The following is a 14166-nucleotide window of genomic DNA, read 5'->3' on the forward strand; positions in this document are numbered from 1 at the left end:
TGACCGCCGGGCCGCCGCTGGGTACACATACAGCCATGACGCCGCAAAAAACGTTCCCGCTCCCACCCCTCGCCGTTATCGGCTGCGGCCTGGGCCGCCCCTGTCTCACCCCGGCCGCCGCTGCCTGCCTGGACGCCGCCGCGGTTGTCGTTGGCGGGAAACGCCTGCTCGCCGCCTTCCCGGACCATCCCGGCCGCCGCATTCCCATCAGCGGTCCCCTGGCCGGCATCCTGGACGCCATCGAAGCGGCCCGCCAAGCCGGCCAGTCTGTGGCCGTTCTGGCCGACGGCGACGGCCTCTATTTCGGCATCGGGGCCACGCTGCTAGCTCGCTTCGGTCGGGAGGCGCTGGCGTTTTATCCCAACGTCACCACCGTGGCCCTGGCCTGCTCCCGGCTCGGCCGGCCCTGGCACGCTGTAACGGCCGTGTCGCTGCATGGCCGCACCGACATGACCCCGCTGTTCGCCGCCCTGGCCAGGCAGGGGGCTGTGGCCGTTTATACCGACGCCACCAACACCCCGGCCGCCATCGCCGCCCGCGTCCTTTCGCGCGGCGGCGACGGCTTCACCATGACCATCTGCGAAGACCTTGATTTGCCTGACGAGCGCATCCGCCAGCTGCCCCTGGCCGAAGCGGTCACCGCTTCGGCCTCGGCGCTCACCCTTGTCATCCTCGACCGCACCACGCCACCGGCCGTGCCGCTGCATCTGGGGCTGCCCGACGACGCGCTCCTGCGCCACGACGCCGTTTTTACCAAAGCCCCGGTGCGCGCCGTCTCTCTGGCCGCCCTGGCCGTGCGGCCCGGCGAGGTCGTTTGGGATATTGGTGCCGGTACCGGTTCGGTGGCCCTGGAAGCTTCGCTGTTAAACACCGGCGGCCCGGTCTTGGCCCTGGAGCGTGACCCCAAACGCCATGCGCTCCTTATCGCAAACATCCAGCGCACCGGCGCGCTGACTGTAACCCCCCTGTGCGCCGAGGCCCCGGACGGTCTGGAGGCGCTGCCCGATCCCCACCGCATCTTCGTTGGCGGCGGCCTGTCCAGCCGACCCGAACTGCTGCCAACACTCTGCCGGCGCCTCCTTCCCGGCGGCCGGCTGGTCATAAACGCCGTGCTGCTCGGCTCCCTGACCGGGGCCATGGCTACGCTGACGACCCTGGGCCTCCCTTTTGCGCTGACCCAGTTGCAAGCGGGCCAGTCTTCGCCGCTTGCCAACGATCTGCGGCTGGCCGCCGACAATCCCGTCTTTATCATCACTGCGTCCAAGGAGCCTGCCCATGCCTGACGCTTGCGCGCCAGCCGTTGCCCCGCGTGTCTCGTTTATCGGGGCCGGTCCCGGCGATCCCGACTTGCTCACGGTCAAGGCCAGCCGCGCCATCGCCGCCGCCGACCTCGTGCTCTATGCCGGGTCGCTGGTTTCCCCCGGCATCGTGGCTCTGGCCAAAGTCGGTGCCCGGGTCGTCGATTCCGCGCCGCTGGCCTTGGATGAAACCCACGCCCTCATGGCCGCCGCCGCCCGGCGCGGGGAGCGTGTCGCCCGGGTCCACACCGGCGATCCCGCCCTTTATGGAGCCATCGCCGAACAAGCGGCCCTTTTGACCGCCGACGGCATCGCCTACGAAATCATCCCGGGTGTCACCTCGGCTTCGGCCGCCGCCGCCGCCTTCGCCGTCTCCTTTACCGTACCCGAAATCACCCAGACGCTGATCCTCACCCGCTTGGCCGGCCGCACCCCCATGCCGCCCGGCGAAGGGCTGGCCGATCTGGCCCGACACCAAGCCGCCATGGCCGTCTATCTCTCGGCCGGCGATCCCGAAGGCGTGGCTGCCGCACTCCTGGCCGGTGGCTACCCGCCCGAAACCCCGGTCGCCCTGGCCCACCGTCTGGGCTGGCCCGGCGAAAAACGCCTCTGGACCACGATAGCCGCCCTGGCCGAAACCGTGCGCCGCGAAAACATCGACCGCCAGACCGTCTTTTTGGTCCTGCCGGGCCTGGGCCACGCCACCGCCTCCAAGCTCTACGACCCCGCCTTCACCCACGCCTGCCGCACCGGCCGCAGCACCCCAGAGGACGACGCCCATGGAAATCCTTGAACAGCGCACCCCCCGCCGCGAAGCCCTGGTGCGGATCACCCCGGCGCTCACCGAACTCGTCACGGCCAAAGGCTGGCGCGACGGAGCCATGGTGGTCTTTTGCCCCCACACCACCGCCGGACTCACCGTCAACGAAGACGCCGATCCCGACGTGGCTACCGATATGGTCGCCATCCTGGGGCGACTCGTCCCCCGCGACCCGGACTACCGCCACGCCGAAGGCAACAGCGACGCCCACGTCAAGACGACCCTGGTCGGCCCGTCGCTCACGCTGATCGTTGCCGGTGGGCGCATCCAACTCGGCACCTGGCAAGGCGTCTACCTGTGCGAATGGGATGGACCGCGCACGCGCAAAATCTGGGTGCAATGGCTGGGACAGGGCGGGGAGTAAGTACGACGCGACGGGGCGCAACGCGACGCGATGCGATGCCGGAAGAATCGGGGCGCTGCCCCGGACCCCGCCGGGACGCTGTCCCGGACCCTGCCAGGGCGCTGCCCCGGACCCCGCCGGGACGCTGTCCCGGACCCTGCCAGGGCTCTGCCCTGGACCCGCCGGGGGGATGATCCCCCCGGACCCCCCGGTGGGGTTCGGGGCAAAGCCCCGATTCTCTTCGCCTTCGCCTTCGTCTCTACTCCTCCTCCACCCTTACTTCAGCCCCGTCCACACCCGCAGTGCGCCGAGTCCGAACAACCCCCAGGCGAGTGGCCCGGCGTATTCGCCGGCGGTCAGCGCGGCCAGAAAGGCGGCGGCGAGCAGCAGTAGCCCGGTGGCCACGGGCCGCAGCCGTTGGCCCAGGCGTTGCCCGACGTATTCCAGGGTTTCGGGGGAGACTTTGACGCGCAGGTTGGATTCGCTCAGATCGTTGAGCACGGTTTTGGCCCGGCGAAGTGTCAGCGGCAGGCTGGTCAGTTCCGAGCGCAGGGTGGGGAACAGGCCGGCTTCGGCACCGAGTGCCCGGGACATATTGTGGCGCAGCCGGGGGAGGATATCTTTGACGCCGTTGAAGTTTTCGATGGAGCAGGTGCCCAGGCCCTCGATGAGTGTGCTGGCGCGCATGACGTAGACGACGTCCTGGGGCACTTTAAAGGGCAGGTCTTTCATGGAGGCCAGGACCGAGAAGGCGAGTTCCTGCATGGAGGCGGCAGTGAGGCTGGCGTCGCCGAAGATGTCGAACATGCGTTCGGCAAATTCCATCATCTCGGTGGGGTCGGCTCCGGCGGCGACGATGCCCAGGCGCTTGCAGGCGGCGATGAAGCCCTCATAATCGCGGTCGTGTGCGGATTTGGCCACTTCGATCATGGCCACCCGGGTATCGGCGGGCAGGCGTTTGACCATGCCGAAGTCAAGCAGCGTCAGGCCGCCGCCCTCGCGCACCAGGATGTTGCCCGGGTGGGGATCGGCGTGGAAGTAGCCGCGTACGAGCATTTGTTCGATGTAAAAGTCGATGAGGGCATAAAGGACGGTGGGGAAGGGGATGGCGGCAGCGGCCAGGGCGGCCTTGTCGTCGATGCGCCAGCCGGTTTCAAAGCTCATGACCAGGGCGTGGGCGTTGGAAAGTTCCGGGAAGGGGGTGGGGAAGCGCACCGGGCTGTGGCTGTAGGCCTCGGTGAATTTGCCCAGATTGGCCAGTTCCACGGACAGATCGGCTTCTTTGACGATCATGGCGGAAAATTCGGCCAGCACGGCTTCGACGGAATTTTTGGTGGCGCTGGAGAAAAAGGGCGTGAAGACGCCGAGCATGGCCCGCACCAGGGCGATGTCGGCGCGCACGCGCTTTGCTACGCCCAGGCGTCGCAGTTTGACAGCGACCTTGGTGCCGTCGGGCAGGACGGCGGCGTGGACCTGGCCGATGGAGGCGCTGGCCAGGGGGATGGGGTCAAACTCGGCAAAGGGCGGCGTGTCGCCAAAGGCCAGGGCATAGGCGGCGGTAAAGTCGGCCTCGGGCATGGGGGCGACTTCGTCGTGGATGGCGCGCAGTTGGCTCAGGTAGTCTTCGGTGAAAAAGTCGGCCCGGGTGGCCAGCACCTGCCCCAGTTTGATAAAACAGACGCCCAGGGTAAGGACGGCGTCTTTGAGGCCTTGCGGCGGCAGGGGCGCAAGGAAGAGGAAGCTGTCCTTTCGCCGCACCAGCACAAAGACGGTGTGCAGGAAGCGAAAGGCCAGCCAGAGGCGGCGCGGGGCCGCAAGGGGCGACATCAGGCGGATTTTTGCGCCAGCAGGGCCTTTAATTCCGCGATGTCGTCCTTGGTGGCCAGACCCATATCGGTCAGGACTTTTTTGACCTCGTCACGGATGCGGGCAGCCAGGGCTTCCTCTTCCTGTTTCGCCCGGGCTTTGGCGTCGTTTAAAAAGCCCTGGGCTTCCTCCCGGGAGAGTTGGCCGCGTTTTTCCAGGTCATTAAGGGCTTCGCCAAACTTGTCTTTGGCCAAAAAAGCCGCGCCAAGGCCCATGTACAGCAGATCGACTGGTTTCATGCTTTCCTCGTTCAGTTATTTTCGTCCAAACTATGCGAGTTTGCCACGCTGGCGTCAAGGCCGGCGGCGCATACTGTCGGCGCAGGCCGACAGTGGCAAGCCGACAGTGCAGGCCGATGGCTTAGGCCGACTGTGCAGACAGGCTGACGGCACCGCCGCCTGCGCCGTTTCACGGTTGCCTAAACGGTCGAATTGGGTCACAAGCAAGACTCGAACGACCCGCTACCCGGTCTGTCGTAAACTGCCATCCAAGGAGAATCCCCGATGAGCGATCTTATTGTTGTCGGCTACGATGATATGTTCAAGGCCGAAGAAGTTCGGCTCAAATTGCTTAAAATGCAGAAAGAGTATCTGGTTGATCTGGAAGACGCGGTGGTTGCCGTGAAAAAGGCCGACGGCAAGGTCAAATTGAACCAGATGTACCATCTGGCGGCCTCCGGGGCTGTTGGCGGCGGTTTCTGGGGCATGCTGATCGGTTTGATGTTTTTAAATCCCATCCTGGGTGCCGTGGTCGGAGCCGGGGCCGGGGCAACGGCCGGGGCCTTGTCGGATGTCGGCATCAACGACGATTTCATGAAGAAAGTGGCCGAGCAGCTCCAGCCCGACACCTCGGTGCTGTTCGTGCTCATCCGCAAGATGACTGCGGACAAGGTGCTCGACGAGCTCAAAGGCTCAGGCGGCAAGGTGATCCAGACCTCGCTGTCCCACGACGACGAGACCAAGTTGCAGGCCGCTCTGGACGCGGTCAAGGCTGCGTCCTAACCGATTCCTGCCGCAATGCGGAAAAGCCCCGTCGGGAAACCGGCGGGGCTTTTTATGCGCCGATATGGCGGGGCGCTGTGGCGTTCAAGCGTGCCTGCCGGCACCGTATGGGAGCGGATGGCCGATGGCGACGGAGGCATGACGCCGTGGCTGGCTGTTGGCCGGAAGCCGGACCGGGGGGAAGCGTTGACAGCGGGGGCGCTGCAACCGGTCCACAGGCCCACAGCGCGGCCGGCCGTCGCCGAAACGGCGGCCAAGCGGCAGGGATGCCGGGATATGTTCCAGCAACTGCGGCGGGAAGTCGGGAAAGGCCCTGGCGGGGTGGCGGCAGGGCCTTATTCTGGTGCGGGGCGCGGAATCAGTCGTCGTAGACGACGCCGACGCCGTTAAAGACGATGGAGACGATTTCGTAGTTGATCTTGCCGCGCGGGGCATCGACCACGATGTCATCACCCACGCTTTTGCCCAAAAGGGCCAGTCCCACCGGGGAGAGCAAGGAGATGGACCCCTTGCTCGGCACGGCTTCGTCAGGGCCGAGCAGGGTGTACTTTTTGATGTCGCCGGTATCCACGTCTTCGATTTCCACCGTGGCCCCGAAGATGACCTGGTCACCGCCAAGGGTTGCGAGATCAATGACGTTAAACCGCGCCATGCGGGATTCGATGTAATTGATACGGGCTTCAAGCATGCCCTGGCGTTCGCGCGCGGCCTCGTAGCCGGCGTTTTCGCGCAGATCGCCTTCCTCGCGCGCTTCCTTGATGGCCAGGATAACGCCCGGGCGCTCTTTTTTGAGCCGTTCCAGCTCGCGTTCGAGCCGTCTGAAGCCTTCAACAGTGATAGGAATGCTTTCCATCGTCATACCTTGCAATCGCGGGATGTTGGAGTGTCGGGGCACCAACGACAGCGGCCCCGTCCTGGAAGGACGCGGCCGCCAAGTGGTCGTGGAAGTCATACAGACACAGTCATTTGCCTGATTAGTCCATACCGGGCTTGCGGTCAAGGTGGGAGTTGTCCGGCGGGCCTGTCCTCGGCTATAGGGAACCCGGCGCGGCTGTCCCGCGTCAATTCCAGTCCCCGAGGAGTCCACCCATGCGCGTCTATCTCGCCGGACCGCTGTTCACCTTGGCCGAGCGGCGCTTCATGGCCCATCTGCGCGATCTCGCGGGAGCCTTGCCCGGGGTTTCGCCCCTGTGGCCGGGCGATCTTTTTGTCAACGACGATCTGGCCGGCCTGGGGCCTGCGGCCAAGAGCCATATCTTTCAAGGCTGCCTGACGGCGCTTCTCGGCTGCGATCTGGTGGTGGCGGTGCTGGATGGCCCGTCGGTGGACGACGGCACGGCCTGGGAAGCCGGCTATGCCTATGCCCGGGGGCTGCCAGTGTGGGGGCTGCGCACGGATTTTCGCAGCGCCGGGGACACGGCCCAATCCCTGGTCAACTGCATGATCGAGTGCTCCTGCGCTAGGATTTTCCGGGATGTCGAGGCCTTGCTGGCCGCCCTGGCCACCTCGTGTCGCGTTCGGTAATCGCTGTTGTGGTTTGTCTGGAATCAGTATGCTGAACTTATTGGTTTTTTTTAAAAAAACATAAATGTTTTTTGTGAACGCCACCCGGACAGTCAAAGATGACACTCTTTTCATTTGCGCCCATGCTAGCTTTGGCATAAAGCCAAAAAACAGAATCCGACTGTTGCCTCTGTCTTTCAAACCGCAACCAGGGGTGGATGGCAGTCATGATGGAAGTGTGTCACGATCCGCTTGCTTACTTGGTGGAGCAGCTCTGCTGCAGCGTGTCCCTCGACTTCGGCGGCAATGTCCGGCTGGGGTTTTCCCGGCGGCATGATCTCACAGATATGATGAACGCCCAGGGCATCGCCCGGTCCAACGCCGGTGTCTTGCGCGACCGCCTGCGCCAGACCAAGGGGCCGCGATCTTCCGCCAACCCGGAATCGGGTGAGGCCTCCATGGCCGAGCACATGGCCACCGGAGCGTACTGCCCTCTCGTCTGATCCGTTTTCCCGTCTCCGCCGCACTTGGCCTTGACCGACGCAGGCCGCGAATACGGCGTGGCACGTCTGCTTTGTTTTTCCCCCTGCGTCGCACCTCCTGTTTTTGGCCGCTGCTCCTGGGTGGTCGGTCTTTTTCTGTCGCGTGAGACCGGCGATCCTGGTACTTTTGTGCCTATGGCCCAAGGCCGGAGCCAACTGTTTTTCGCGCTGCCCCGGTCCGGCACGGGGTGTGCTGGCCTTCCCCAGCCTGGGGCGTTGGCACCCCGCCACATTTGGGCGGAAAGGTGTTCAATCTCGGTTGACATTGATATTGAAAATCAATTACACAGTCCCGGCACGCGCGACAAGGCCCACGGGGCGACGGGTGCGACGTGGGGCGCACTGCTTTGGACGCAACGGCCCACGCCGGCCAGGACGCCGGCCAGGAGCGTGGTCCGGCGGGCAGGGGTTCACGCTATCGGGCCGCCGGGTCGTAACAAGCGGCGGGGCCTTGCAAAGGAGAATGTGTATGACGATGTCTTTACGCAGGATGGGAGTCAATCAGGAAGGGTGCATCAAGGCGGTCACGGCCAGCGGCGAGATGGGGCGGCGCATCCGCGATATGGGCCTTGTGCCCGGAACCCGGATTATGCTCGTCGGCCGGGCCCCGCTGGCCGATCCGGTGGCCCTGCGTATGCGGGGTTTTACCTTGTCGCTGCGCAACAGCGAAGCCGATTATATCACGGTGGAGGCCCTTTAAGATGGCGTCACCCATCCGCGTGGCCGTTTCCGGCCAGCCCAACTGCGGCAAGTCCACGATGTTTAACGCCATAACCGGCGGCTCGGCCCGGGTGGGCAACTATCCCGGCATCACCGTGGATCGCCTGGAAGGCAGCTATCACGCCGGCGGCACCGACATCCGGCTGGTGGATCTGCCCGGCACCTATTCCCTGACCTCCTATTCCATGGAAGAGCTGGTGGCCCGAAACGTCATTTTGGACGAGCATCCCGACGTGGTCATCAACATGATCGACGCCACCGCCCTGGAGCGCAGCCTGTATCTGGCCGTGCAGTTCATGGAGATCGGCGCGCCCATGGTTTTGGGCCTCAATATGATGGACGAAGTGCGGCGAAACGGGGTGACCCTTGACGTGGCCAAGCTTGGCAAGCTGCTTGGCGTGCCGGTCGTCCCCTGCGTTGCCCGGGTGGGCCAGGGCCGGGAGGCGCTCATGGCCGCCGTGGTCGAAACCTACAAACAGACCGGTGGCGTCTGGAAGCCCATCCGCCTGTCCTACGGCCCGGAACTCGATCCGGTCATCGCGCGCATGACCGAAGTCATCGAGGAGGCCGGATTTTTGACGGACCGCCGCGATCCCCGCTGGGTGGCGATTAAATATCTGGAAAGCGACGAGCAGGTCATGACCGAGGGCCGGGCTGCCGCTGCCACTGTTGCCGACCGGCTGGAGGCCATTTGCCGGGAAGCCGAAGCACATACCCGCCAGCACAGCGCCGCAACCCCCGACGCCGTCATTGCCGACTGGCGCTACGGTTTTATTCAAGGCGTGCTGCGCCAGGGGATCGTTACCGGTGGTGATGAACTGCGCCGCACCTTTTCCGATTCCCTCGACCGCATCGTCACCCACAAAATTCTTGGCCCGGTCATCATGCTGTCCGTGCTGTGGCTCATGTTTCAGGTGACCTTCTCTTTGGGGGCCTACCCGCAGGGCTGGGTCGAAGCCGGCTTTGCCTGGCTGGCGGAACTCGGCACGGCCACCATTCCCGAAGGCAATCTGCAATCCCTGGTCGTCTCGGGCATTATCGGCGGCGTGGGGGCGGTCATGGGGTTTACTCCGCTGATCTGCATCATGTTCGCCATGCTCGTTTTTCTGGAAGACCTCGGCTACATGGCCCGGGTGGCCTATATGATGGACCGGGTGCTGCGCATCTTTGGCCTGCACGGCATGTCGGTCATGCCGCTGATCATGTCCGGCGGCATCCCCGGCGGCTGTGCCGTACCCGGCGTCATGAGCGCGCGCACCCTGCGCAGTCCCAAGGAGCGCCTGGCCACCATTCTCACCGCACCGTTTATGGTTTGCGGGGCCAAGACCACGGCCTATCTCATGCTGGTGGCCGCTTTTTTCCCGGAAAATCCCACCCAGGCCATGTTTTTCGTGGTCCTTTCCGCTTGGGGATTTGTCCTTATCGTGTCCCGGCTGTTGCGCTGGACGGTGGTCAAGGGCGAGTCCACCCCCTTTGTCATGGAAATTCCGCCGTACCGCCTGCCCACGTTTCGCGGCGTGGTCGACCACACCCTGGAGCGGGTCTGGCAGTATGTGAAAAAGGCCGGCACCGTGATCCTGGCCGTGTCCATCCTCATGTGGGCCGTTATGACCTATCCCAAGTTGCCCGAAGACACCGTGGCCGGGTTTGAAGCCCAGCGCCAGGAGGTGACGGCGAAGGTCGCGGCCGACAACCCCGCTGCCAGCGAAGCGGAACTGGCCGAGCTGACCAAGGAAGCCGCCAAGGGTGTTGACGACGACCAGAACGAAGCGGCCCTGCTCCATTCCGTCGGCGGCCGCATCAGCCAGTTCGTGCGACCGGTCACCGATCTGGCCGGCTTTCCCTGGCAGGCCAACGTGGCGCTGCTTGGCGCGTTTGCCGCCAAGGAAGTCTTTGTCTCCACCATGGCCACGGCCTATTCCATGGGCGAGGTGGACCCGGAAGACCCGGAGTCGCTCAGCCAGCGTCTGGCCGCCGACCCGGCCTGGAGCCTGCCGGCCATCTTAAGCGTCTTCGCCTTCATGCTGCTCTACACGCCCTGCATGGTCACGGTGGTGGCCATTGCCAAAGAAACCAACTGGAAATGGGCCACCTTCTCGGTCTTTGGCTCCATGACCTTCGCCTTTGTGGTGGCCGTGGCCATCTACCAGATCGCCGGGCTGTTTGCCTGACGCCAAATATCTGTATGCGCCACGCCAAAGCGCCCGGGGATTGCCGTCCCCGGGCGCTTTGATTTTGGTGCGACCGCTGCGGCAGCGGCCAAGAATCTCTGGAAAGTGCCGGGTGTTGCCGTCCTGTTCCCGGCTGCCGGTGCAACGGCGGTTCCCGGCCAAGCGCTTCTGTCGGCTGTCCCAGTCGTGAGCCGATAGAATTGCCAGCCACCGACGTTAACCCACTGAAAACTTTTCCCATCAAGGGGGTCCGGGGGGGATTATCCCCCCCGGCCGCCGGAGGCCTCTTCTGCCTTCTCTTCTCTCTATCCTAGCGAAAAACAACCGTTTTATTGCCAAATACGATGACCCGGTCCTGGAGGTGCCAGGTCACGGCCCGGGCCAGGACGGTGCGTTCCAGTTCGCTGCCCATGGCTTTGAGATCGGCCACGCTGTGGCGGTGGGTCACCCGCGCCGTGTCCTGTTCGATGATGGGACCGGCATCGAGTTCGGCCGTGACGTAGTGGGCCGTGGCTCCAATCAGCTTGACGCCCTTTTCATGGGCCTGGCGGTAGGGATCGGCCCCGACAAAGGCCGGCAGAAAGGAGTGGTGGATATTGATGACGCGGGTGTCGTAGGGCGCAAGGAACTCTGCTGAAACCACCCGCATATAGCGGGCGAGGATCAGCAAATCGACATCCGGGCCGAGCAGTTCGGTCATGCGGGCTTCGGCCTCGGCCATGCCGCCGTCGCCCACCGGCACGCAGTGATACGGCACGCCGAAACGCTCCACGGCCTCGCGCGGCTCTTCGTGGTTGCCAAGGACCATGGTCAGTTCACAGGGCAGCTCCTGGCGGGTGTAGCGCCACAGCAGTTCCATCAGGCAGTGGTCGTGGCGCGAGACCAGAATGGCCGTGCGCTTGGGCTCGTCGGAATAGGACAGCCGCCAGTCCATGGCGAAGCGGTTGCCCACCACCTCGCCAAAGGCGGCTTCCAGGGCGCTGCGGGACACATCCATATAGGGCGTATAAAATTCCAGGCGCAGGAAAAACGTGCCGCCCTCGGGGTCGGTGGAGTGCTGGTCGAGGTCAATGATGTTGGCCCCGTGGGTGTAGAGAAAGGTGGTGACAGCGGAAACAATGCCGGGGCGGTCCGGGCAGGTGATGCGCAGGCGGGCGGTTGCAGCCATGGAATTTGGTCCTTTTGCAGCGTTTGTCCGGAGAAAACCGGGAAAAAGCCCTTACCGCAGAACGGTTGCGGACGCCAGTCGGGTGTTGCCAAATATTATTCGGACAATATTGTCAAAATCCGCAAATTATTTTATGGATTGGCCGCCTGACCGAGCGCGCCCGTGTTGCAAGCGCGTTCGGGCCGAAGCGAGCAGTAAAACGAGCAAAACCCCATACCGTGAGGCACCGCCATGATCATCGGAATTCCAAAAGAAATCAAAACGCTGGAAAATCGAGTGTCCATGACTCCCGGAGCCGTGGAAACGCTGGTCCGCCGGGGCCATACCGTGCTGGTGGAGGCCGCAGCCGGCCAGGGTTCGGGCCTGCCCGATGCCCAGTACGCAGCGGCCGGGGCCAAAATTGTTGGGGCCGCCGAGGCCTGGGGCGCGGACATGGTCATCAAGGTCAAAGAGCCCATTGCCTGCGAGTACCAGTATCTGCGTAAAGGCCTGCTGCTTTTCACCTATCTCCATCTGGCCGCCGACCGGGCGCTGACGGATGCCTTGCTGGCCTCCGGGGTCACGGGCGTGGCCTATGAAACGGTGCAGATGCCCGATGGCGCGCTGCCGCTTTTGATTCCCATGAGCGAAGTGGCCGGCCGCATGGCCCCGCAGGTGGGGGCCCATGCCCTGGAAAAATCCCAGGGCGGACGCGGCGTGCTGCTCGGCGGCGTGCCCGGCGTGCCCCAGGCCTCGGTGGTGGTTGTCGGGGCCGGCGTGGTCGGTTCCAACGCGGCCAAGATCGCCGTGGGCATGGGTGCCCAGGTGACGGTCCTGGACGTCAACCATGCCCGGCTCCAGTATCTCGACGACATCTACCAGGGCCGCATCGTCACCTCGGCCAGCAACGAGGCCAATATCCGCAAGGCCGTCACCTATGCCGATCTGGTCATCGGCGCAGTGCTCATCCCCGGTGCCAAGGCCCCGCATCTGGTCACCCGGGACATGCTGCCCACCATGAAGGAAGGCTCGGTCATCGTGGACGTGGCCGTGGACCAGGGCGGCTGCGTGGAGACGATCAAGGCCACCACTCATGCCGACCCGACCTACGTCATCGACGGCGTGGTGCATTACGGCGTGGCCAACATGCCGGGGGCTGTGCCGCGCACCTCCACCTATGCCCTGTGCAACCAGACCCTGCCCTATGCCCTTAAGCTTGCGGCCAAAGGGTTGGGTGCGTTGCGCGAAGACGCCTCCCTGGCGGCGGGGCTTAATACCATCGACGGCAAGTTGACCTATGCCGGCGTGGCCGAGGCGTTCGGCCTCGATCTGACGCCGTGCTCGGCTGTTTTGGCGTAAATAGCCAATGGTTTTGGGGGTCGGTCCAGGGGCCGGCCCCTGGGGCGGGTTGGGCTATTTCACAAAAATGTTGCCTAACCTCGCGCGGGGGATTCCCTTCGAGGCCAAGTTCATGTATTGGCAAAGCACTTGGAACCACACGGTAAGTACCTGAAATTGACTACAAACAGGAGGCGTGCATGAAAAGGTCTTGGCTCATTGCCCTTTTTTGCGTTCTTGGGCTGGCAACGCCGGCTCTGGCGGCCGACACCATCAAACTGGGCTTTAACATCCCGCTGACCGGCGACATCCCGGATGTGGGCGAGTCCTCGAAGAATGCCGCCGAGATGCTCAAGAAAAAGATCAACGATGCCGGCGGACTCAAAGTCGGCGACAAGAGCTACAAAGTCGAATTCATCTACGAGGACAACGAGTCCAAGGCGGAATCCGCCCTGTCTGCCGCGCGCAAGCTCATCACCCAGGATAACGTCCTGGGCATGGTCGGTCCCCAGTCCAGCAAGCAGGCCGTGCCCGCTGGCGAAGCCGCCAATGAGTTAAAGACCCCCATGATGGCCCCCTGGTCCACCAACCCCAACACCACCAAGGAACGCCCCTTCGTGTTCCGCGGCTGCTTCCTCGACACCTTCCAGGGCCCCACGGCCGCCAAGTTCGCCTCCGAGGAATTCAAGGCCAAAAAGGCCGCCGTCCTGTACGACATCGCTTCCGATTATCCCAAGGGACTGGCCGAAGACTTCAAGGCCGGCTTTGAAAAGATCAACGGCCCCGGTTCCGTGGTGGCCTTTGAGACCTTTACCACCAAAGACGTGGACTTCTCGGCCCAGCTGACCAACATCGCCAAGTCCGGTGCCGATGTTTTGTTTGTGCCCCAGTATTATAATGAAGTGCCGCTGATCGTGAAGCAGGCCAAGTCCATGGGCTTTAACAAGCCCGTGCTGGGCAGCGACTCCTGGGGTTCCGGCGATCTGATGGGCCTTTGCGGCGACGACTGCAAGGGCAATTTCTTCGTCACCCACTACGCCGCCGCCGGTGCCAAGGGCGCGACCAAGGATTTCATCGACGCCTACACCGCCCAGTACAAAAAGACCCCCGACGACGTGGCCGCCCTGACCTGGGACAGCGCCAACCTGATGCTCGCCGCTGTCCAGTCCATGGGCGCGCTCTCCGGCGACATGGCCAAAGACCGCGAGGCCCTCATGAAGGCCATGGCCGGCATCAAGAAGTTTGAAGGCATCACCGGCGACATGTCCTATCCGGCTTCCGGCCCCCACGATCCCATCAAGTGCGCCGTGATCGTTAAAATCGACGACGCCGGCAAGTTCGGTTTCTACAAGTCCGTGTGCCCGTAAGCCATCGGGCCTGATCCTGAGAAGCGTGCGGTCCGGGGATACTCCCCGGG

The 14166-nt window shown here is 63.9% G+C and carries 14 protein-coding genes; 10 read left to right on the forward strand and 4 right to left on the reverse strand.

Features of this window, described 5'->3' with window-relative positions:
- The first annotated feature begins 35 nt into the window (after nucleotides 1–35).
- Genes cbiE through GTA51_RS00625 form a run of 3 tightly spaced genes read left to right on the forward strand, consistent with a single transcriptional unit; the run spans nucleotide 36 to nucleotide 2482 of the window.
- Nucleotides 36–1283, forward strand: coding sequence for a precorrin-6y C5,15-methyltransferase (decarboxylating) subunit CbiE (gene cbiE / locus GTA51_RS00615; RefSeq protein ID WP_160957822.1), 1248 nt, complete (start codon nucleotides 36–38; stop codon nucleotides 1281–1283).
- A complete protein-coding gene (gene cobM / locus GTA51_RS00620; protein WP_160957824.1) occupies nucleotides 1276–2091 on the forward strand; it encodes a precorrin-4 C(11)-methyltransferase in 816 nt (271 codons plus the stop codon). Before cbiE ends, cobM begins: the two co-directional genes overlap by 8 nt.
- The gene (locus tag GTA51_RS00625) at nucleotides 2078–2482 is read left to right on the forward strand and encodes a secondary thiamine-phosphate synthase enzyme YjbQ (RefSeq protein WP_160957826.1); all 405 of its coding nucleotides are present in this window, start codon (nucleotides 2078–2080) and stop codon (nucleotides 2480–2482) included. Before cobM ends, GTA51_RS00625 begins: the two co-directional genes overlap by 14 nt.
- Before the next feature lie 255 nt (nucleotides 2483–2737).
- On the opposite strand, the gene GTA51_RS00630 is transcribed toward GTA51_RS00625, so the two are convergent.
- Both GTA51_RS00630 and GTA51_RS00635 read right to left on the reverse strand, forming a co-directional pair.
- On the reverse strand, nucleotides 2738–4288 hold the full coding sequence (locus GTA51_RS00630; protein WP_160957828.1) for an ABC1 kinase family protein: 1551 nt from the start codon (nucleotides 4286–4288) through the stop codon (nucleotides 2738–2740).
- Nucleotides 4288–4566, reverse strand: coding sequence for a phasin family protein (locus GTA51_RS00635; protein WP_160957829.1), 279 nt, complete (start codon nucleotides 4564–4566; stop codon nucleotides 4288–4290). The genes GTA51_RS00630 and GTA51_RS00635 overlap by 1 nt, the downstream gene beginning before the upstream one ends.
- A 264-nt stretch (nucleotides 4567–4830) precedes the next feature.
- On the opposite strand from GTA51_RS00635, the gene GTA51_RS00640 reads away from it, so the two are divergent.
- Nucleotides 4831–5328, forward strand: coding sequence for a DUF1269 domain-containing protein (locus GTA51_RS00640; RefSeq protein WP_160957831.1), 498 nt, complete (start codon nucleotides 4831–4833; stop codon nucleotides 5326–5328).
- Between the two features lie 358 nt (nucleotides 5329–5686).
- On the opposite strand, the gene greA is transcribed toward GTA51_RS00640, so the two are convergent.
- Nucleotides 5687–6181 carry a transcription elongation factor GreA gene (greA, locus tag GTA51_RS00645; RefSeq protein ID WP_160957832.1) on the reverse strand — a complete coding sequence of 165 codons (495 nt, stop codon included), beginning with the start codon at nucleotides 6179–6181 and terminating at the stop codon, nucleotides 5687–5689.
- 236 nt (nucleotides 6182–6417) lie between these two features.
- Between greA and GTA51_RS00650 the strand changes: the two genes are divergently transcribed.
- The 4 genes from GTA51_RS00650 to feoB all read left to right on the forward strand — a co-directional run bounded on the left by GTA51_RS00650 (nucleotide 6418) and on the right by feoB (nucleotide 10264).
- Entirely contained in the window at nucleotides 6418–6852 is a 435-nt protein-coding gene (locus GTA51_RS00650; protein WP_160957834.1) for a nucleoside 2-deoxyribosyltransferase, read from the forward strand.
- Between the two features lie 206 nt (nucleotides 6853–7058).
- Nucleotides 7059–7334 carry a hypothetical protein gene (locus GTA51_RS00655; protein WP_246197870.1) on the forward strand — a complete coding sequence of 92 codons (276 nt, stop codon included), beginning with the start codon at nucleotides 7059–7061 and terminating at the stop codon, nucleotides 7332–7334.
- A gap of 508 nt (nucleotides 7335–7842) precedes the next feature.
- Nucleotides 7843–8073 carry a FeoA family protein gene (locus GTA51_RS00660; RefSeq protein ID WP_211922373.1) on the forward strand — a complete coding sequence of 77 codons (231 nt, stop codon included), beginning with the start codon at nucleotides 7843–7845 and terminating at the stop codon, nucleotides 8071–8073.
- Nucleotide 8074: 1 nt separating this feature from the next.
- Complete coding sequence (gene feoB / locus GTA51_RS00665; protein WP_160957837.1) at nucleotides 8075–10264, forward strand: ferrous iron transport protein B; 2190 nt, start codon at nucleotides 8075–8077, stop codon at nucleotides 10262–10264.
- 310 nt (nucleotides 10265–10574) lie between these two features.
- Here the strand turns inward: feoB and purU are convergent, their stop codons facing one another.
- Nucleotides 10575–11432 (reverse strand): formyltetrahydrofolate deformylase, encoded by an 858-nt coding sequence (gene purU / locus GTA51_RS00670; protein ID WP_160957839.1) that lies wholly within the window; start codon nucleotides 11430–11432, stop codon nucleotides 10575–10577.
- A gap of 231 nt (nucleotides 11433–11663) precedes the next feature.
- Between purU and ald the strand changes: the two genes are divergently transcribed.
- Together ald and GTA51_RS00680 are read left to right on the forward strand one after the other, a co-directional pair.
- Nucleotides 11664–12770, forward strand: a complete 1107-nt coding sequence (gene ald, locus GTA51_RS00675; RefSeq protein ID WP_160957840.1) for an alanine dehydrogenase — start codon at nucleotides 11664–11666, stop codon at nucleotides 12768–12770.
- A gap of 179 nt (nucleotides 12771–12949) precedes the next feature.
- Complete coding sequence (locus tag GTA51_RS00680; RefSeq protein WP_160957842.1) at nucleotides 12950–14116, forward strand: ABC transporter substrate-binding protein; 1167 nt, start codon at nucleotides 12950–12952, stop codon at nucleotides 14114–14116.
- Nucleotides 14117–14166: the final 50 nt, after the last annotated feature.

Origin of the sequence: Solidesulfovibrio aerotolerans, from assembly GCF_009856865.1 — a bacterium.
GTDB classification, from domain to species: Bacteria; Desulfobacterota; Desulfovibrionia; order Desulfovibrionales; family Desulfovibrionaceae; genus Solidesulfovibrio; species Solidesulfovibrio aerotolerans.